The organism is Ornithinibacillus salinisoli (genome assembly GCF_042684965.1).
Taxonomy (GTDB): domain Bacteria; phylum Bacillota; class Bacilli; order Bacillales; family Amphibacillaceae; genus Ornithinibacillus; species Ornithinibacillus salinisoli.
On sequence record NZ_JBHUMI010000016.1, the window covers coordinates 54,702 to 74,379 of the forward strand.

Genomic DNA, 19,678 nt, shown 5'->3' on the forward strand with positions numbered 1-19,678 from the left:
GTGTTTACATGATTATTACTCTTTCTCGACCGCATTCGAGAAAGAGTTTTTCTTTGTACAGAAGTACTTACTATTTGGTACAATGGATACGCTCTAGAATGAACGGAGGATTAACTCATGGAAAAATCAAATGTAGAAACACTATTTGAATGGATGGACAAAACAACACAGATTATTGAACAGCATGAACAAGTGCCATATTTGGATAGTTTAGCGATAACACTAGAAACGGTATTCTATCAGAATGTAGAAGATACAATGGATGATATTTTAACACATAAACTTCAACAGGCATTAAAAGAAATCGACATAAACTCATATCAATCAGATGAGATCCGTAAAGCAATACAGTTTACGGTCTTAAAAGGTATGAGCAATACGACGCAACAACAACATATGATTACACCAGAATCAGTGGCTTTAATCGTTGGATATCTTGCTGAGAAATTAACCGAAAATAAGGATAAGATACGCCTATTTGATCCTGCAAGTGGAACAGCAAATTTATTAACAACTGTAATGGGGCATTTAGGTGACAATGTAGAGGCATTTGCCAGTGAAGTAGATCCAACTTTGATAAAATTGGCTTTAGTAAGTGCAAACCTACAAAAAATGCAAGTAGAGTTTTTCCATCAAGATAGTTTACGTCCTTTTTTATTAGACCCATTAGATTTGATTGTTTCAGATTTGCCAGTAGGCTATTATCCAGACGATATTCGAGCAAATGACTTTGAATTAAAAGCAGATGAAGGACATTCTTATGCACATCATCTATTTATAGAGCAGAGTTTAAATTACACTGTTGATGGTGGATATTGCATATTGATCATCCCTAACTTCTTATTTGAGAGTGATCAATCAGATACATTAAATAAATATATGCAAAAGGTTGCTCACGTTGTTGGTGTACTTCAATTACCTGAAACTGCTTTTAAATCGGAGAAGAATGTGAAAAGCATATTAATATTACAAAAGAAAGGGGAAAATACAACCCCACCTAAACAGCCATTGTTAGTAAAGTTACCATCATTTAAGAATACAAAGGCTATGGAAGATATATTAGGACAAATGAATAATTGGTTTACATCATACAAAAGTTAATGACAACAATTAGGAGTGAGACATAATGAGTAATGTATTAGCTATAAATGCCGGAAGTTCATCATTGAAATTCCAATTAATTCAGATGCCTGAAGAAGAAGTATTAGCAATAGGGTTAGTAGAAAGAATTGGTTTGGAGGATTCTGTTTTTACTATTGAAGCAAATGGTAATAAAGATAAACAAGTATCTAATATTCCAGATCATGAAGTTGCAGTTAAACAATTACTAGAGAAGCTTATGGCTTCAGGCGTAATATCTTCTTTCGATGAAATTGATGCTGTTGGACATCGTGTCGTACATGGTGGAGAGAAGTTTAGCGATTCCGTAAAAATTACTGATGAAGTAATCCATGAGATTGAAGAAATTTCTGACTTAGCACCATTACACAACCCTGCCAATTTAACGGGTATTCGTGCCTTCAGAGAAGTACTACCAAACGTACCAATGGTTGCTGTATTTGACACTGCCTTCCATCAAACGATGCCAGAAAAGTCTTTCTTATATAGTTTACCATACGAATATTACGAAAAATATGGTATCCGTAAATATGGATTCCATGGAACTAGTCACAAATATGTATCACAGCGAGCATCGGATTTATTAGGAATTCCATTAGACCAGCTACGTTTGCTGTCTTGCCATCTAGGTAATGGTGCAAGTATTACAGCAATTGAAGGTGGAAAATCACTTGATACATCGATGGGATTTACTCCGCTAGCAGGTGTTACAATGGGAACACGTTCCGGTAATATTGATCCAGCACTAATTCCATATATTATGGAAAAAACAGGTCAATCTGCTGATGAAGTAATTGACGTGCTAAATAAGAAGAGTGGTATGTTAGCATTATCTGGGTTTTCCAGTGATTTAAGAGACATTGAGCAGAAGGCAGATGAGGACAAACGAGCAGAATTAGCCCTTGATGTTTTTGCAGGTCGAATTCATAAGTACATCGGATCTTATGCGGCAAGAATGTCTGGAGTCGATGCTATTATTTTCACAGCCGGTGTAGGGGAAAATAGTGCCACCATTCGTGCAAAAGTATTGAATGGATTAGAATTCATGGGCGTATACTGGGATCCAGCTTTAAACAATACTCGTGGTAAGGAAGCATTTATTAGTTATCCTCATTCACCAGTAAAAGTAATTATTATTCCAACAAATGAGGAAGTAATGATTGCTAGAGACACTGTTCGACTATCATAACTAACTAGAAGACAAGGCTTTTGCTAGAAAAAATTGCAGAGCCTTGTTTTCCTATAAGGGGGACCTGTTATGTCTATTGAAGAACATAAAAAGAATTATACGAAAGTGAATTGTATGATTGTCACAATTAGTGATACGAGGAACCATCAAACAGATAAAAGTGGTGCTCTAATGAAAGAGTTAATTGAACGTGCTGGCCATAAAATAATTGAAAAAGAAATAGTTCCAGATAGTCGGGATGCCATACGAAAACAAATAGAAGCTGGATGTGAAAATCCAATGATAGATGTAATCGTAACAAACGGAGGCACTGGCATAGCATACCGGGATGTTACCATAGAAACCGTACAACCAATGTTGGATAAAGAACTCATTGGGTTTGGAGAGATATTTCGCATGTTAAGTTACCAAGAGGATATTGGTTCAGCAGCTATCTTATCTCGTGCAATAGCAGGTGTGCGGCAATCCACCGCAATCTTTTGTACACCAGGATCTTCAGGTGCTGTGAAATTAGCAATGAATAAACTAATACTCCCGGAAATTAGTCATGTCGTACAAGAAATAAACAAGGATATATCACATATGTAATAACAATCAGTGGCGGATGAAAAAAACACCACTGATTGAAGATTCACCTACATCTAATTTTAATTAAATCGGAAAATGACCGTTTTCTCTTCGCTATCTAATAACCAATACATCACAATTTGCATAGCGAGTAATACTTTCTGATACACTTCCAATTAGGAATCGCTCAACGGCGTTCATACCTGTTGCACCACAGATAATTAAGTCAGCATTGAATGTTTTGGCGATGTCTTTCGCAATTTTAACTTTGGGGGATCCATACTCGACACAGCGAATAATATCCGTAATGCCTACTTCCTTGGCACTTTCAACATAGCTATCAATTAGATCCCTAGCATATTCTTCTGCACGTTCCCCAAGTGTTCTGTCATATGCTTCAGCAGTGGCAAAGGTACGAGAGTCTACAACATGAGCGAGTATAAGTCGTGCATGATTCCTTTTGACAATCGCAACTGCTTTATTAAACGCTTTTTCGGAAGCTTGTGACCCATCAACTGCAACGACAATATTATTGTACTCAAATTTCATCCTTCTCTCCCCCTTCATTCAAAAATTTATTTCTATTTTCATTATATGATAAAACGCTTTCATTTGGAAAAAGAAAACAGGCAATTGTTCAAGGTTTTTGTACAAACTAAGAAAGAAGCTTCAATAGAAGCTTCAACAGTGTGGAGGTGAACGTGTTGGCTAAAAAAGACACAAAAAAAGTCACTGAAGACAGACAAGGTGTAGCGGCAGTTCAAAATCAGCTATTTCAGAGCTATCAAAGTGGTGTAGTTGAGGATCAAAAGCATAATAACATTGGGGTATGGCATTTTAACAATCGCAAGGCATAGGCATACAGAGGCAATCCACCCGTAAAAAAGGGTGGATTGTTTTCTTATAATTATATATATTTATAATGAAGATGCTTTTTTTGGTGTTCTCTGATACAATGTAAGTGCTTACAGCGTATAACTATTGTAGGGAAGGATGAAATAGATGTATATCGGTATTCCAAAAGAGATAAAAAACAATGAAAACAGAGTAGCAATCACACCAGCAGGGGTTTTATCCCTAAAAACTGGAGGACATGAAGTAATAGTTGAAGCAGGTGCGGGAGCCGGTTCCGGATTTACAGATGAACAATATCGCGAAGCGGGTGCCACCATTGTTGCTTCCGCTAAAGAAGTTTGGTCCCAAGAAATGGTTATGAAGGTAAAAGAACCATTACCGGAAGAGTATGATTATTTTTATGAAGGATTGATCCTATTTACATACCTACATCTTGCGGCAGAGCCAGGTTTAACGAAAGCATTAATTGATAAAAAGGTAATTGGTATTGCATATGAAACGGTACAATTGCCAAATGGTGGTTTACCTTTGCTTACACCGATGAGTGAGGTTGCAGGTAGAATGGCATCACAAATCGGAGCTCAATTCTTAGAAAAATCAAAAGGTGGAAAAGGAGTTTTACTAAGTGGAATTCCTGGCGTTAAACGTTCTAAAGTAACTATTATCGGTGGCGGAGTTGTAGGAATGAACGCTGCGAAAATTGCAATTGGTTTAGGAGCAAATGTAACCATTATTGATTTAAACCCAGAACGCTTACGTGAATTGGAAGATATATTTGGTACCTCTATTAATACCATCATGTCGAACCCAATGAACATTGCTGATTCTATTGCTGATTCTGATCTAGTAATCGGTGCTGTGTTAATACCAGGTGCAAGAGCACCGAGGTTAGTAACAGAAGAAATGGTAGAAGCAATGACAGAAGGATCAGTTATTGTGGATGTTGCGATCGACCAGGGTGGGATTTTTGAAACGGTAGACCGGATTACAACTCATGATAATCCGACGTATACCAAGCATGGTGTATTACATTATTCTGTAGCTAACATGCCTGGGGCTGTTCCACGTACTTCAACAATTGGACTAACGAATGTTACCGTTCCATATGCTTTACAAATTGCTAATAAAGGATATAAACAGGCATGCCTTGAGAATGGATCCCTGTTAAAAGGTATCAATACGATTGAAGGATTTGTAACCTATAAAGCAGTTGCTGAGGCACACGGACTGGAATACGATGATGTATTAGGTCATTTACAATAATAGAGGGAGTGACTTCAAATGGGAGTCACTCTTTTTCATAGTTAAAGGTTCTTGGCATGGCTTTATATAGATTAATGCCACAGTTCAACTATGGACAGTCCAGAACTATTTAGCAAACTCGGGAACTAATGGAACAATTAGAAAACATCTTATGTAAAAAAGGATATTGTAAAATAAATATCGAATATATACTATATAACAACATAAAAAAGGAGAGATTATCGTGAAAGTATCGTATCATGGACATTCCGTAGTTAAAGTAAAAACAAGTACACACACTATATTAATCGATCCCTTTATATCTGGTAATGAAGCGTGTGATTTAGATGCAAATAAGGTTGAACCTGACGTAATTCTACTGACACATGGTCATAACGATCATGTAGGAGATACAGTAGAGATTGCTAAACGAACAGGTGCCTTAGTTGTTGCTCCTAATGAATTGGCATTGTACTTAGGACAAAAAGGTATTTCTACTCATCCAATGCATATTGGTGGTGCTCGTACCTTTGAGTTTGGACATGTTAAATTCACGCAAGCGTTTCACGGATCTTCTTATACGGAAGAGGATGGTTCGATTATTTATACTGGAATGCCAGGTGGAATTTTGTTAACGGTAGAAGGGAAAACGATCTATCATTTAGGGGACACAGCATTATTTACGGATTTAAAAATGTATGGGGAAATGAATGATATCGATCTTGCATTTATTACAATTGGGGATAATTTTACTATGGGACCTGAGGATGCGATGATTGCAGCAGAATGGATAAAAGCAAAAGTTGTTGTTCCGGTTCATTATAATACGTTCCCTGTAATTGAGCAGAATCCAGATGACTTTGTTCAAAAAGTAAAGAACGGGAAAGCGCGTAAGATGGAAATTGGGGAAGAATTGGTGTTGTAAACATACAACTAATTGTAAAACGTAACACGTGAGCGTGTTACGTTTTATTTATGATGGAAAAATATAGATATTATACAGGGAACAATAATGGTATAATGTAAACAGTTTTCTGACGGTGAGGGGGAGTCAGTGTTAATGCAAACAACTATAATTATTCTATTCGGAATCATAGGTTTAATATTTGGATCATTTTTTAATGTCGTCGGACTACGGGTCCCTAAAGGTCAACAATTTACAAATGACCGTTCCGTTTGTCCCTCCTGTCATAACCAACTTTCATGGTATGAACTTATTCCTGTAATATCTTTTATAATACAACATGGAAAATGTAGAAACTGTAAAACAGAAATATCTTATATATATCCTCTAGTCGAAGTTATTACCGGATTTTTATTCGCCTTTAGCTATGTCATGATCGGTTTTGATGCAGAATTATGGAAGGCGCTTCTATTAATTTCCCTTTCCATGATTATCCTTGTATCAGATATTGTTTATATGTTAATTCCCAATAAAGTACTTCTATTTTTCTTGCCTTTATTTATCATAATGAATGTTATTGACCCGTTGGAGCCTTGGTGGTCAGCTGTAGCTGGTGGAGCAATAGGATTTAGTATCATTGCAATCATCATTATTATAAGTCGTGGAGGTATGGGAGCAGGCGACATGAAATTATTTGGGTTACTAGGTCTTATGTTAGGAATGGAAAAAGTCTTGATCGCCTTTTTTCTAGCATGTTTCATTGGATCTGTACTAGGTATGCTATTAATCTTACTTGGAATAACTAAAAGGAAACAACCAGTTCCGTTTGGACCATATATTGTGTTAGCCACACTAATATCTTATTTCTTTTCTGAACATTTGATTTCATGGTATGTACGATTAATTTTATAGAAATATATTTTTTTTAATAATGGAAGTTGGGAAACATCGGAATGTTGTTGACGAATATGTAATACGTTGATACTATAAAATTAATACGAAAGTACTAAACAACAATTAAAGAGGAAGCTTTGATATACGATCTTATTATGGGCATCTCGATCGTGTTGAGCTACTGATGCAACCGGCCTTTACACAATTTATGATTATGTAGGGGCTTTTATTGTCTTTTTTTACTAGTTGACTAGGAATAAAATACTACATAAGAAGCGTTAGTAATTAACTATCCTAAAAATATAATTTTATTGTGATGGAGGTGAGATATTCGATGGCTAGAAAGAGACTAGGGGATTTGCTTGTTCACTCAGGGTTAATTACGGAAGAACAATTAGCTGCAACACTTTCTGAAAAATCATCTGATGAAAAGTTAGGCGATGCGTTACTTAAAGAAGGGTATATTTCAGAGCAACAATTAATTGAGGTACTTGAATTTCAACTTGGAATTCCGCATATCAATCTTTATCAATATCCAATAGACGAGGAACTAGTACAATTAGTCCCAAAAGAATTAGCAAAAAGACATACGGTCATGCCAATTAGGGTCGATGGCAACAAGCTTTTTGTCGCGATGGCTGATCCCATGGACTATTTTGCAATGGAAGAACTTCGGATGGCAACTGGTTTTCAGATTACTCCTGGTATTGCGACCAAGGATTCACTATATCGAACAATTACAAAGTATTATGATATACAGGAATCGATTAAAGAGGTAATGGGAGACTTTGCACCAGAGGAAAGTATTGATGAAACAGGGATTACAGATGAAGATTCTCCGATTGTACGACTTGTCAATCAAATTATAGCTAATGCAGTAGCCCAGAGAGCAAGTGATATTCATTTTGATCCACAAGAAACGGAGCTGAGAGTTCGTTATCGCGTAGATGGGATGCTTCGAACAGAGAGAGCATTACCTCGATATATGCAAAACGTACTCATTGCGCGGATTAAAATCATTAGTAATCTCAATATTACGGAAAGCCGAATCCCTCAGGACGGACGGATAAAAATGGATATCAATTATAAACCGCTCGATATCCGTGTTTCTTCCCTTCCATCTGTCTATGGGGAAAAAATAGTGATGCGGATACTAGATTTGTCAAATGCATTAAATGATATAGATAAATTAGGATTTACGACAAGTAATTTAAGAAATTTTAAAAGTATGATTGAAAAGCCAAATGGAATTATCCTTATTACCGGGCCTACAGGTTCAGGGAAATCCTCTACGCTATATGCTGCATTAAATCGACTAAATAGTGAAGAAGTGAATATTGTTACAATCGAGGATCCAGTTGAATATCAGCTACAAGGTATTAATCAGGTACAGGTGAAAGAGGAAATCGGTATGACGTTTGCAAATGGTCTTCGATCTATCTTACGTCAAGATCCAGATATAATTATGATTGGTGAAATTCGTGATTTTGAAACAGCACAAATTGCCGTTCGTGCTTCATTAACTGGACATCTTGTTTTAAGTACACTACATACAAATAGTGCTGTTGCAGCATTAACTCGCTTAATCGATATGGGTATTGAATCCTTTTTAATTGCTTCTTCATTAAATGGTATTGTCGGTCAGCGATTAGTAAGAAGAATATGTTCGGATTGCAATACACAGGTAAGTGTTACAGAACGTGAAATGGAACTATTTAATAAAGCAGGAATTGAAGTAACATCTGTCAATAGAGGAAAAGGATGTTCTAGCTGTGGGATGACTGGATATCGCGGAAGGATAGCCATACATGAAGTTCTTCCTATTGATGACCAGATCCGACGTTTCGTTATGAATACAAGTACTAGAGGGGAAATAAGAGATTATGCCAAAAAAAGTGGTATAAAATTTTTAATTGAGGACGGTCTAGAAAAGGTATCACAGGGATTAACGACGACGGAAGAAGTATTGCGAGTTGCTTCAATGGAATAGGAGGGATTAAATTGCTATTTACTATCAATGAACTCTTGAAAAAAGCATATATTAGCCAAGCATCCGATTTGCATCTTACAGTAGATTCTCCCCCTGTTTATCGAATTAATGGGAACCTAATTCTCAACGGAGAAGAAGTGTTGACACGAAATCATACAGAAGAACTCGCTAGAGAATTACTATCAGAATCAGATTGGGATCGCTTAATGAACGAAGGCGAGATCGATACTTCCTATAGTATAAAAAATGTTTCTCGCTATCGAATTAATGTATATCATCAGTTGGGGAATATTGGAATTGTAGCAAGAGTCGTTCCACAAGCAATTCCTTCATTGGAGCAATTGCAAATGCCTACGGTCTTACAAGAATTAGCACTGAAATCTCAGGGGTTAATTCTAGTAACTGGTCCAACAGGGTCTGGAAAATCAACTACTATGGCGGCTATGATTGATTATGTAAATCAACGTAAATCGAAGCATGTAATAACTCTTGAGGATCCGATTGAATTTGTACATAGCCATAAGAAATCTATCATTAATCAACGAGAAGTTGGTACGGATACGCAAAGTTTTGCCAACGGACTACGATCTGCTTTAAGACAAGATCCAGATATTATATTAGTTGGTGAAATGCGAGATCACACAACGATTTCAACTGCTCTTACCGCTGCTGAGACAGGTCATCTCGTACTGGCAACCTTACATACGAATAGTGCTGCACAAACAATTAATCGCATAATTGATGTATTTCCACCACATCAACAAGCTCAAATCAGGATTCAACTAGCATCTGTTCTTACAGGAGTAATTTCGCAACGACTACTTCCAAGAACTGATGGATCAGGAAGAATAGCTGCGACAGAAATTTTAGTCAATTTACCCGCGGTTGGAAACTTAATTCGTAATGAGAAGGTAGATCAAATTCCGAATGTTTTACAAACGAACCGTTCTGCAGGAATGCATACCTTAGAGATGTCTATCACGAACTTACTAACAAATGGATTGATACAAAACGAAGTTGCTAAGGAATTCCTTCCTGGTGTAGGTGATTATTAATGCCAGTGTATAAATATGTCGGGCGAACTTCAAAAGGAATATTGAAAAAAGGAACAATAGAAAGTGTCTCCAGATCCCTGGCCATAGCCGAGCTTCGAGAAAAAGGGATTAGCCCACGTGATTTAACAGAAACAAAGGCAACTATTTTTAACAAAGATATTTCACTAGGAGGAAACTCGGTTAAAAATCAAGACTTTGTCCTGTATTGTAGGCAATTTGCCACTTTAATTCGTGCAGGAGTTTCCATTGTCGAAGCAACTACTATTCTTGCTGCGCAAACAGAAAGTAAAGGGTTGAAAAAAGCACTCTATTTAGTGGAAAAAGATTTGAAGGAAGGACATGCTTTTTCTGCGGCAGCTGAAAAACAACCGAGAATTTTTCCAACTCTATTTGTTAATATGCTCCGTGCGGGGGAAGTAACTGGAAATATGGATGATACATTGGATCGATTAGCCAGTTATTTTGAGAAACAAAATAACATAAAGAAAAAGGTTCAATCGACGCTGGCTTATCCGGCAGTTCTATTGATAATTATTATTGCAGTTGTGATCTTTTTGATGGTGTCAATAGTTCCTAGTATAACAGCAACTTTTACTGAATTTGGTGGAGAACTACCAGCTATTACCGAACTAGTAGTAGGTATGAGTAATGTTATTAAAGAAGCTTGGTGGCTTGGATTGATCGTTATAGCGTTGTTTATTGGTGTAGTCCTACTTTTATATAAAAATGATAAAAGATTTCATTTCTATACCCATTTCATTTTATTTAAATTGCCAGTGTTCGGTAAGTTGCTACAGAAATCTGCTATTGCACGGATGACTAGAACATTATCTTCCCTTGTTTCTAGTTCTGTTCCAATCTTACAAGCATTAACAATTGTAGAAAGAGTTGTTGGTAATCCGGTAATTGGCAAGTTAATATTAGCATCTCGTGAAAGCCTGGAACAGGGAAGACCGTTATCGGAACCATTAAAGAATAGCTGGGTCTTCCCACCGTTAGTTACACAAATGATTGCAATTGGTGAACAAACAGGTCAGCTAGATTTTATGCTTTCTAAGGTTGCGGATTTTTATGAGGAGGATGTTGATCGTACAGTCGACACGTTGAAATCCTTAATTGAACCATTGATGATTGTTATTCTAGCGATTGTCGTAGGGTTTATCGTGATTGCTATCATGGTTCCAATGTTTTCGATCTACTCGGAAATTTAATATGGGAAATGCTTGGGGAGGTGAGTATAGCAGGACGTAGTTGTACTTATAAATTATTTTAAATTAAACACAATGGAGGAATAAGGATGAAAAAGTTATTCGATTTACTCAAAAATGATGAACGAGGTTTGACTTTGGTTGAGTTACTTGCGGTAATTGTTATTTTAGCTATTATTGGTGGAATTGCATTTGTATCTGTCGGAAATATTATTGAGAATTCTAGACAAGATGCACATATTGCAAATGCAATTCAGGCTATTTCTGCAGCTGAACTTGCTCACGCAAGTGGTGAAGAAATTAGTGAAGAAATCACAGCGAGTACTTTAAATACTTTTAACGATAATCTAGTGAATCCATTTGATAATGCTGACGAAAATTATGATTTTACAATTGTTCCAGATACGGATGGTGAATTTACTGTGACGTCTGATGAAACCGAATGTTCGTTTAACAATAAGACAAAAGCTGATTTAAGTTCTCAAGGAAGAGATATATGTACTAATTAATATAATTTTTTAACTTATTCTCAGCACAATCTGTGCTGGGAATACTTATAAATAACAACTCTTTTTACGATATCATGATTACTATAATGGTGATATCGTAAAAGGAATTGAACTCTAAGTTTTTCACGTATTAAACAGGATGGTGATAAACATGTTTGGTAAACCAGCTAAAGTAATCAATCTTGTAATTGAAGACTATGTCATTCGTATGGTCGAAATAAATGGTTCTAATATTTCATCAATAAAAATAAAGGAAAAAGCTATTCCTTTTGGTTTAATCGAAAATGGAAAAATACTTGATGAGATCGGTTTTTTTGAATTCATGAAGAAATTTGTAAAAGAATTTGGGGTTAAGAATCGCCATGTTCGTTTTTATGTGCCGAATTCTCTTGTCATTATGCGTCAAGTAAAATTCCCTATGAACTTACGGGACAAAGAGATAGATGAATATTTTCGTGAAGAAATTGGAAAATCACTTCATTTACCATTTAAAGACCCAGTTTTTGATGTTCATTATCTTCCTTTGAACGGAGAGGGGATAGAGTCGGAGGATGAACTTCTTCCCGCAACACTCTTTGCTGCTCCAAAGGAAGAAATGATGAAGTATACAGAAATTTTTGATGATGTCTCTTTAAAACCAGTAGCTGCAGATGTAGAAGCACTGGGTGTTTATCGTTACTTTTATCATATGAATAATGTACATCGAAATCATGTGTATATAATTATAGAACTAGATGTTACTTCATTTAATATAAGTATTTTTAAGAGACATCAATTGGAATTTTTACGATACCAAACCTTAGATCTACATTTAGTCGATTCGAGTTCGAAATACGAAAATCTCGGTAAAATAAAATGGAAATATGAAGAAGATGAAAAGGATGTTCGAGGTGTAGTGGAAGATCAGATTGTTGAATTAGAACGAATTATGAATTTCTACCGCTTTTCCATGAAAAAAGGGGAGGAAATGGTTAATGAACTGATCATTTTGGGAGATCACCCATTTATAGATGAATTTTATCAAAGTGCAGAAAACCATTTTGACATTCCTACTCGATTATTAGGAAGTGTTATATCGAGTGTAGAGGATAAAGAAATAGGACCCCAGTTTATACCTGCTTTAGGTTTGGCATTAAAAGGGGGTAACACAAATGCTTCCTGAAGTGAATCTCTTACCTAAAATAGAGCGGCAAAGCTCAGCTTTATATATCTTGTTTATTAGTGGATTACTCATATTTTTAATACTATTAGCAGCGATTACTTTCCTTTATTTTCATGTAAACAATAATCTGGAAGATACAAATCAAAACATAGAAAATTTAAATCAGGAGAGGCAACTTTTAGAGGCACGGCTGTCATCGACTGGTACAGATGAAACGATAGATTTATTTGAAAATGTATTAGCCTATGCACAACATCATGTTACTCCAACATCAAATTTTATTAATGAATTAATGGTGTTATTACCTGAAAATAGCTACTTAAGCAATTACAATTATAGTGTTGAATCGGTGGAATTTGAAGTGCAATTTGAAACAATGGATGATATCGCAGATTATGTTACAAAACTAACTGAATCAGACTACGTCACGGATGTTAAAGTAAATCAATTGAATGCGATTGAGGTGCCTGTTAAACAGGATAAAGAGGACGGAGAAGATAACGAAATTACTACTTCATTCTATACGGTTAGCTATTCTATTATTGTAAACGATAAATACTTGAAAGAGGAGGTAGATGGGGATGAATAATCTATTTCAAGAGAACAGAAAAATTCTCCTTCTACTTCTAGGGTTATTATTTTTACTATTGTTAGTTATTTTCTTTTTCTTTTTTCAACCAAATATTCAGGAGTTAAAATCGAAGGAAGGTCAACTTAGAACACTTGAAAATGAAGTTGCTAACCTTGGTACTGAGATAGAAAATATGGATGAAGCGAGTGAAAATGAAAACAATGATCTTAATAGTGTATCGAATAAAATCCCAATGAATCCTGCTATAGAAGGGTTAATTCTTACATTGCAAGAAATTGAACGGATTAGTGGAAGTAGTTTTGAAAATATTAGCTTTTCATATGGTGGAACTGTGGCACAACGAATGGTAACAGAAGAGGAGACCGAAGAAATAAAAACAGGAATTAATTTGGAAGAAAAGCCAGATAATCTAGAAGTAATCTCGATAACGATAACAGTAACTTCACCAGATTATGAACATTTTCATGAATTTATTAAACAAATTGAAGAGCAAGAGCGATTAATGACGGTTAGCTCTTTGAATTTTCAAAAACCAGCTGAAAAAGAGATTCAAATAAAAGAAAATCAAGCAGAAACTATTACATCAAATGTAACGATTTCGACATTTTATTATAAGAAATAAGGAATTGATCAATGACGTTTATAAATATCTCGATGTAGTAGGTTGGGTTAAAATGTGTGATAACAATCTAAGGTTAAAAATGTAAAAAATGTTCTAGGAACGGTTAGTTCTAATTATGTTAATCTTCTTCTAAATAAGTGAGATTTGATAGTTGTAGTATCGATTTAGAATTATCCTAAATAATAGTTCATTTAAGGATTGCGAGGTTTATATCCACAATGAAAAGATTTAATAGGAAAAGATTAAAGATATTTTGTAATGAAAATGGGATTACTCTCCTTGAAGTATTACTTTCCATTACCATATTAACTATTATTCTAATTTCACTTATGAGCATCTTTCAGCAAATGGGAGTTTTTAATCAGAAAAACGAGGACAAGTCGCAAGCTGTTAATGATGCAAAACAAATTTTATTAGAATGGCAAAGTAATCAAGATTTAAAGACTTTTCTTTCCAATCCAACTTTGAATGAAATACCAGATGCTATAACCGAAAGAGATACATATTTTTACGCAGAAAAAGATAGAGGTAATGAAAAAGAAATTGTTAATATTGCGAAAGACTCAGATTTAGCATCAGAACCTGTTAAAGCACATCAAATTCATGTTCAATTACTGGACGAAAATAATACAGTGATTGGTGAGAGATTTGGTTATATCATAGTGGAGGAGTGAGTTATGAGCCGAAATGAACAAGGTATAACATTAATAGAACTGTTAGCTACAATTACGATTCTCTCCATTGTGGGTATCATCATTTGGAATGTATTTTTACAAGGATATAATTTTTCACAAGATTCCATGATGAAAAGCAGAATGCAGCAAGAAACCCAACTTATTGTAGCTTCATTAGTAAATTTTCACCAGAAAACACCAGAACCATATAAAATCGAAAACTCGGAATGTGCGATAACCGTATCTAACAGTTCCGAAATAAAAAGGTTTGATCATTCTCAGCTATGCATTAGCTCAGACTTTACTGGAAATGTTACTCCAAACAATGAGGATATAAACCTCACGATAACAGTTGAAGACAAAAATGATGAAAGTAATTTGTTTAGTATGGAGACAATACTATATCGATTAAAGAGTGGGGAGTAATGATGAGATCTATCTTAAAGAGTAACAGTGGCTATGCACTCGTATCTGTGTTAATGGTATTCACGATATTTATGATACTATTATTAACCTTTATGACACAATCAATCTCCAGCATGAAGCAAAATACGGCGGTTGAGAAACGATCACAGTCTATTGAATTGGCTGAGATGGGGGGACAGTATTTTCAGTATACTGTAACCAATGTTTCTGATGCTATTTTACAAGCTGTTGGCGATCAAGTTGAAGCAGAATGGAATGTTAATAGCGGTTATTCTGATAATTATTACACGCAAATAGCAATTACATTATTCATGAACAATATTGAGTTACAATCTACAACTGTACCGATAAAGGATATGGAGAATGCCCACTTTGAGATTACCGACATAAGTATAACTCCAAATTTCACCGAGGAACAAATTGAATTTAAATCAAATAGTATTGGTAAAATTAATGGCGAAGAAAGTAAAATTCAAGCCGATCTAACAATTGATTTCACCAACTTTATTACTATAGTTGAACGAGAGGTAGAAGGGATTCCGCTACCAACAGGAGATGAGATTGAAGAGCCTAATAGTAATACTATTTGCACCCCTCAGAGGGAAATTGATTACTCTAATTTAGACTGTAAAATTAATGGAAATAAAACGTATAATAATTCTGCTCCAATATTTAATAATTCAATAGTGAAAATAACTGGTGGAATAAATGTAAATAGCAAAATGGAAGAAACCACTTCTTCTACACTATATGTTATAGGAAATTCAGAGTTAAATAAAAAATCAAGTTTTACTAATTCTAATTTATATGTTGAGGGTTATTCAGACTTTAATGGTAGGGTCGATTTTACAGATGATTCAATTACTTACTTTGGAAGGCGGGCTATTTTTAATAAAAGCTTGAATCATGTCAACTCTGATATGTTTGCAGATGAAAATGTTATATTTAATGATCAAACAAGTATAAATAGTGGTTCGAAAATTTATATAACAGGGAAGGCAGAATTTAATAAAAAGATTGATATCCTCAATTCTTATGCGTATTTTGGGAGTGCTGTATTAAATGACCATATCACAATTAATGGTTCTGAGGTTTATGTAGATGCTTATACAAATTTTAACAAACAATTAAAATTAAATGATTCAACCTTCTTTATTGATGGAGATGCAAATTTTAATGATAAAGTTGAATTATCAAGCAATGCTAAATTATGTATAAATGGTTATAGTCATCATAACAAGAAAATTACTACTACTAGTTCTAGTATGATTTTTGCAAAGGATAGTAATGAATCAGATGTTAATACAACTGATTTTGAAACGGAATGTAACTTTAGTACATCGACTACCGAAAAGCAATTTTTATTAGGAGATCCTCCTGAGATATTACCATACTTTGAGTATAATTGATGACTTGAAGACTTCAACTCTTGGTATCGATATAAATAGTAAATCTTAATAATAAGTGTAGAGACATTGTTCAAATTGTAACAATGTCTTATTTATTGATGTCATATTTAAATTACGAACAAGTACTATTTGGTGTTCAGTGGACTTCCTTAAGTACCCCTGCTCTTATATTTTGGAAACTAAAGAATGAATCTAACACTCCTTTCATAAACTCGATATAGAAAGGAGGAATTAACATGCGTCACTACGCAATTCTACGTTTACTACTAGCCGGTTTCTTTCTATATTTTGCTTGGCCACTTATACCAGTAGCATCGTCACAACTAGAAGCCGTTTTCTGGGGGACATGGCTCGTATTTTTCACACTTGTAGTTGGAGCAAATTTTGCAACACTATTACGAATGAACCCACCACCAGTTATGGAACAGGAAGAAATTAGACAGCGCGAACACTAATATTTATTGAGGTTCATGAGAATCAACTGTATAATAATAGTAAATACTTGGACTAGTACAGTTGAAAGTCGGTGATCAGTCATGGCTACAAAACATGAACAAATTATACAACATATTATTTCATTGAATGTTGGCAATAAGATTTCTGTACGCCAAATTGCAAAAAATCTAAATGTTAGTGAAGGAACGGCATATCGTGCCATAAAAGAAGCAGAAAATCAAGGTCTCGTAAGTACTATTGAACGAGTAGGTACTGTTCGAATTGAACGCAAAAGGAAGGAAAATATTGAACGGCTTACATTTGCAGAAGTGATAAACATTGTTGATGGACAAGTATTAGGTGGGAGAGAAGGTCTGCATAAAACCCTTAATAAATTTGTTATCGGTGCCATGCAACTCGATGCGATGATGCGCTATACAGCTGCTGATTCCTTGCTTATCGTTGGAAACCGGGTGAAGGCACATGAACTAGCACTAAATGAGGGAGCGGCTGTATTGATCACGGGTGGATTCGATACAGAAGATTACATCAAGAAACTCGCTGATGAAAAACAACTTCCTATTATCTCAACAAGCTATGACACGTTTACGGTAGCGGCTATGATTAATCGGGCAATTTATGATCAACTCATTAAAAAGGAGATCGTATTTGTAGGTGATATATCTACACCTTCTGAGGAAGCCTTCTCATTAACAGCGAAGGATACAGTGGAGCGGTGGTATGATTTAAATGAACAATCAACGCATACACGGTTCCCTGTATTAGATGAGAGAAGGCGTGTTATTGGAATTGTAACTTCAAAGGACATTATCGGAAAAGATAGTCATGTTTTAATCGAAAAAGTAATGACGAAGAATCCAATTGTTGTACAATCAAAAACTTCTGTAGCATACGTGGCACATATGATGGTTTGGGAAGGAATCGAAGTGGTTCCTGTTGTAGATCAAGCTGCTACATTACAAGGAATTGTCTCCAGACAAGATGTGATAAAAGCACTTCAACAAATACAAAGACAACCGCAAATTGGGGAAACGATAGATGATATTGTTTCTAGTAATATGGTAGAACTTGAGGATGATGAAGTTACATATCAAGCAAAAGTCATCCCACAAATGACGAATCAATTAGGGACTTTATCCAACGGGGTGTTCACTTCGCTCGTAACTGAAGCAAGCAGTAGAATGTTAGTACATGTGAAAAAAGGCGAATTAGTTGTGGAAAATTTGACCGTTTATTTCATAAAGCCCGTTCCAATAGATAGTACGATTACAATAAAACCTAAATTATTAGAAGCTGGACGTATTTATGCAAAAATTGATGTAGAAGTTTTCAACGAGAAAAAACTAGTAGGAAAAGCATTATTAATGGCACAAATCATGGATCGCTGAATGTAAAAAAGCTGACTAGTGGACCTAGTCAGCTGGATTTAAACGTCTCCATTCACTACGATAATGCTTTGTTTCGCGTATACCTCGTAGGGATTGTAAGATACCAAGAAAAATAAATACGATTCCGATAAAGAGGGATATTCTTGTTCCATAAAATATATATTGATTAATACCGAAGACTAAAAGGAAGATACCAAGACAAATTCGAGATTTTGCATTAAAATATGCTTGAGTCAATCTGTCCTTTGTTTTTAAAATTGCCACTTTATAATATACATATAAAACAACAGAAAGAACAATAAGTATTGGAAAAATAATCATTTGTTTATCTACTCCTAGTTTAGATTTCAAATAGGCTCAATTCATATTGTAGCTTGTTTTAGGCAAGAACGCTAGGATAAGAAGTGACAAATATATTACATATAAAGGAGAAATTAAGGTGACCACGAACAAAATCATGGAACTTATAAAACAATACGATACAATTATTATTCACCGTCATGTACGTCCAGACCCAGATGCGTTGGGATCTCAAGCTGGGTTAGGGGAAATGTTAAAACATTCGTTTCCATCCAAAAAAGTGTACGTGGTTGGAGAAGACGACCCTTCCTTAACTTTCTTAGTTAAAATGGATCATATTGATGATGAAGTTTTTAATCAAGCACTAGTTATTATTTGTGATACTGCAAATACGGAACGAATTGATGATCAAAGGTATCTGTTAGGTGATCACATTATCAAAATTGACCACCACCCTAATGTTGATGCTTATGGAGATGTAGCCTGGGTAGAGACTACGTCTAGTTCTACAAGTGAAATGATTTATGAATTTTATTTAAAACATAAGAATGAAGGATTGAAAATGAATGATGAAGCTGCCAGATTACTTTACGGTGGAATTGTTGGAGATACTGGCAGGTTTTTATTTCCTAGTACAACGAAGAAAACTCTTCAATATGCTGCGGATTTAGTTGCATATGATTTTGACAGACCGAAATTATATGATGGGATATATAGTGTAAAGGATCATATCGCTCGACTAAGAGGATATATTCTACAGAACTTTACCTTATCACCAAGTGGATTAAGTATAGTGAAATTAACGAAAGATATTTTACATGAGTTTCATGTAAGTCCAACAGAATCTGGACAATTAGTTGGCATATTAGGTGATATTGATGGGATTAAAGCATGGGTCTTTTTTATAGAAGAAGATGAACAAATACGTGTTAGACTCCGTTCAAAGGGACCAGTTATTAATGAAATTGCTGCAAAATATCATGGTGGTGGACATCCGTTAGCTGCAGGTGCTTCTGTGTACTCTTGGGAGGAGACGGAACAGGTAATAGAGGACTTAGAAATGGCCTGTCAAAGTAATTCAAAATAATAATAAAATAGCATTGATTTGTCTAAATAA

General features: G+C 35.1%; 22 protein-coding genes and 1 riboswitch. Of the genes, 20 read left to right on the top strand and 2 right to left on the bottom strand.

All coding sequences use genetic code 11. From position 1 onward, the window contains the following. The first annotated feature begins 117 nt into the window (after positions 1 to 117). From ACFSTA_RS10860 to ACFSTA_RS10870, 3 genes are all read left to right on the top strand, one after another. Positions 118 to 1,101, top strand: a complete 984-nt coding sequence (locus ACFSTA_RS10860) for a class I SAM-dependent methyltransferase (RefSeq protein WP_377556712.1) — start codon at positions 118 to 120, stop codon at positions 1,099 to 1,101. A 25-nt stretch (positions 1,102 to 1,126) separates the two neighbouring features. Further along, positions 1,127 to 2,308, top strand: a complete 1,182-nt coding sequence (locus ACFSTA_RS10865) for an acetate kinase (RefSeq protein WP_377556713.1) — start codon at positions 1,127 to 1,129, stop codon at positions 2,306 to 2,308. A 69-nt stretch (positions 2,309 to 2,377) separates the two neighbouring features. Next, entirely contained in the window at positions 2,378 to 2,896 is a 519-nt protein-coding gene (locus ACFSTA_RS10870; protein ID WP_377556714.1) for a MogA/MoaB family molybdenum cofactor biosynthesis protein, read from the top strand. Positions 2,897 to 2,989: 93 nt separating this feature from the next. On the opposite strand, the gene ACFSTA_RS10875 is transcribed toward ACFSTA_RS10870, so the two are convergent. Next, positions 2,990 to 3,424 carry a universal stress protein gene (locus tag ACFSTA_RS10875; RefSeq protein WP_377556715.1) on the bottom strand — a complete coding sequence of 145 codons (435 nt, stop codon included), beginning with the start codon at positions 3,422 to 3,424 and terminating at the stop codon, positions 2,990 to 2,992. A 155-nt stretch (positions 3,425 to 3,579) separates the two neighbouring features. Here ACFSTA_RS10875 and ACFSTA_RS10880 point away from each other — a divergent pair, with 155 nt between their 5' ends. The 16 genes from ACFSTA_RS10880 (at position 3,580) to ACFSTA_RS10955 (ending at position 18,261) form a co-directional block, all read left to right on the top strand. Continuing rightward, positions 3,580 to 3,732, top strand: coding sequence for a hypothetical protein (locus ACFSTA_RS10880; RefSeq protein WP_377557388.1), 153 nt, complete (start codon positions 3,580 to 3,582; stop codon positions 3,730 to 3,732). A gap of 145 nt (positions 3,733 to 3,877) precedes the next feature. Continuing rightward, positions 3,878 to 4,993, top strand: a complete 1,116-nt coding sequence (ald, locus tag ACFSTA_RS10885; RefSeq protein WP_377556717.1) for an alanine dehydrogenase — start codon at positions 3,878 to 3,880, stop codon at positions 4,991 to 4,993. 223 nt (positions 4,994 to 5,216) lie between these two features. After that, the gene (locus ACFSTA_RS10890) at positions 5,217 to 5,897 is read left to right on the top strand and encodes a metal-dependent hydrolase (RefSeq protein WP_377556718.1); all 681 of its coding nucleotides are present in this window, start codon (positions 5,217 to 5,219) and stop codon (positions 5,895 to 5,897) included. A 135-nt stretch (positions 5,898 to 6,032) separates the two neighbouring features. Beyond that, positions 6,033 to 6,788: a prepilin peptidase gene (locus tag ACFSTA_RS10895; protein WP_377556719.1), complete on the top strand. Its 756-nt coding sequence runs from the start codon at positions 6,033 to 6,035 to the stop codon at positions 6,786 to 6,788. Between the two features lie 103 nt (positions 6,789 to 6,891). Then, a riboswitch (cyclic di-GMP riboswitch) is annotated at positions 6,892 to 6,975 on the top strand. 129 nt (positions 6,976 to 7,104) lie between these two features. Then, entirely contained in the window at positions 7,105 to 8,760 is a 1,656-nt protein-coding gene (locus tag ACFSTA_RS10900) for a GspE/PulE family protein (RefSeq protein ID WP_377556720.1), read from the top strand. Positions 8,761 to 8,771: 11 nt separating this feature from the next. Continuing rightward, complete coding sequence (locus ACFSTA_RS10905) at positions 8,772 to 9,815, top strand: type IV pilus twitching motility protein PilT (protein ID WP_377556721.1); 1,044 nt, start codon at positions 8,772 to 8,774, stop codon at positions 9,813 to 9,815. Next, positions 9,815 to 11,026: a type II secretion system F family protein gene (locus ACFSTA_RS10910; RefSeq protein ID WP_377556722.1), complete on the top strand. Its 1,212-nt coding sequence runs from the start codon at positions 9,815 to 9,817 to the stop codon at positions 11,024 to 11,026. The genes ACFSTA_RS10905 and ACFSTA_RS10910 overlap by 1 nt, the downstream gene beginning before the upstream one ends. A gap of 86 nt (positions 11,027 to 11,112) precedes the next feature. Further along, positions 11,113 to 11,532: a type II secretion system protein gene (locus tag ACFSTA_RS10915; RefSeq protein ID WP_377556723.1), complete on the top strand. Its 420-nt coding sequence runs from the start codon at positions 11,113 to 11,115 to the stop codon at positions 11,530 to 11,532. 151 nt (positions 11,533 to 11,683) lie between these two features. After that, positions 11,684 to 12,694 carry a type IV pilus biogenesis protein PilM gene (pilM, locus tag ACFSTA_RS10920; protein WP_377556724.1) on the top strand — a complete coding sequence of 337 codons (1,011 nt, stop codon included), beginning with the start codon at positions 11,684 to 11,686 and terminating at the stop codon, positions 12,692 to 12,694. Further along, entirely contained in the window at positions 12,684 to 13,283 is a 600-nt protein-coding gene (locus ACFSTA_RS10925) for a PilN domain-containing protein (RefSeq protein WP_377556725.1), read from the top strand. The genes pilM and ACFSTA_RS10925 overlap by 11 nt, the downstream gene beginning before the upstream one ends. Then, positions 13,276 to 13,908 carry a hypothetical protein gene (locus ACFSTA_RS10930; RefSeq protein WP_377556726.1) on the top strand — a complete coding sequence of 211 codons (633 nt, stop codon included), beginning with the start codon at positions 13,276 to 13,278 and terminating at the stop codon, positions 13,906 to 13,908. The genes ACFSTA_RS10925 and ACFSTA_RS10930 overlap by 8 nt, the downstream gene beginning before the upstream one ends. Positions 13,909 to 14,126: 218 nt before the next feature. Further along, positions 14,127 to 14,582, top strand: a complete 456-nt coding sequence (locus tag ACFSTA_RS10935; RefSeq protein WP_377556727.1) for a prepilin-type N-terminal cleavage/methylation domain-containing protein — start codon at positions 14,127 to 14,129, stop codon at positions 14,580 to 14,582. 3 nt (positions 14,583 to 14,585) lie between these two features. Beyond that, positions 14,586 to 15,008 (top strand): type II secretion system protein, encoded by a 423-nt coding sequence (locus ACFSTA_RS10940; RefSeq protein WP_377556728.1) that lies wholly within the window; start codon positions 14,586 to 14,588, stop codon positions 15,006 to 15,008. Positions 15,009 to 15,010: 2 nt separating this feature from the next. Beyond that, entirely contained in the window at positions 15,011 to 16,417 is a 1,407-nt protein-coding gene (locus ACFSTA_RS10945; protein ID WP_377556729.1) for a type IV pilus modification PilV family protein, read from the top strand. Between the two features lie 236 nt (positions 16,418 to 16,653). Next, on the top strand, positions 16,654 to 16,872 hold the full coding sequence (locus tag ACFSTA_RS10950) for a hypothetical protein (RefSeq protein ID WP_377556730.1): 219 nt from the start codon (positions 16,654 to 16,656) through the stop codon (positions 16,870 to 16,872). 81 nt (positions 16,873 to 16,953) lie between these two features. Then, the gene (locus ACFSTA_RS10955) at positions 16,954 to 18,261 is read left to right on the top strand and encodes a DRTGG domain-containing protein (RefSeq protein WP_377556731.1); all 1,308 of its coding nucleotides are present in this window, start codon (positions 16,954 to 16,956) and stop codon (positions 18,259 to 18,261) included. A 24-nt stretch (positions 18,262 to 18,285) separates the two neighbouring features. On the opposite strand, the gene ACFSTA_RS10960 is transcribed toward ACFSTA_RS10955, so the two are convergent. After that, on the bottom strand, positions 18,286 to 18,582 hold the full coding sequence (locus tag ACFSTA_RS10960) for a YtpI family protein (protein WP_377556732.1): 297 nt from the start codon (positions 18,580 to 18,582) through the stop codon (positions 18,286 to 18,288). Positions 18,583 to 18,718: 136 nt separating this feature from the next. On the opposite strand from ACFSTA_RS10960, the gene ACFSTA_RS10965 reads away from it, so the two are divergent. After that, complete coding sequence (locus tag ACFSTA_RS10965; RefSeq protein WP_377557369.1) at positions 18,719 to 19,648, top strand: DHH family phosphoesterase; 930 nt, start codon at positions 18,719 to 18,721, stop codon at positions 19,646 to 19,648. Positions 19,649 to 19,678: the final 30 nt, after the last annotated feature.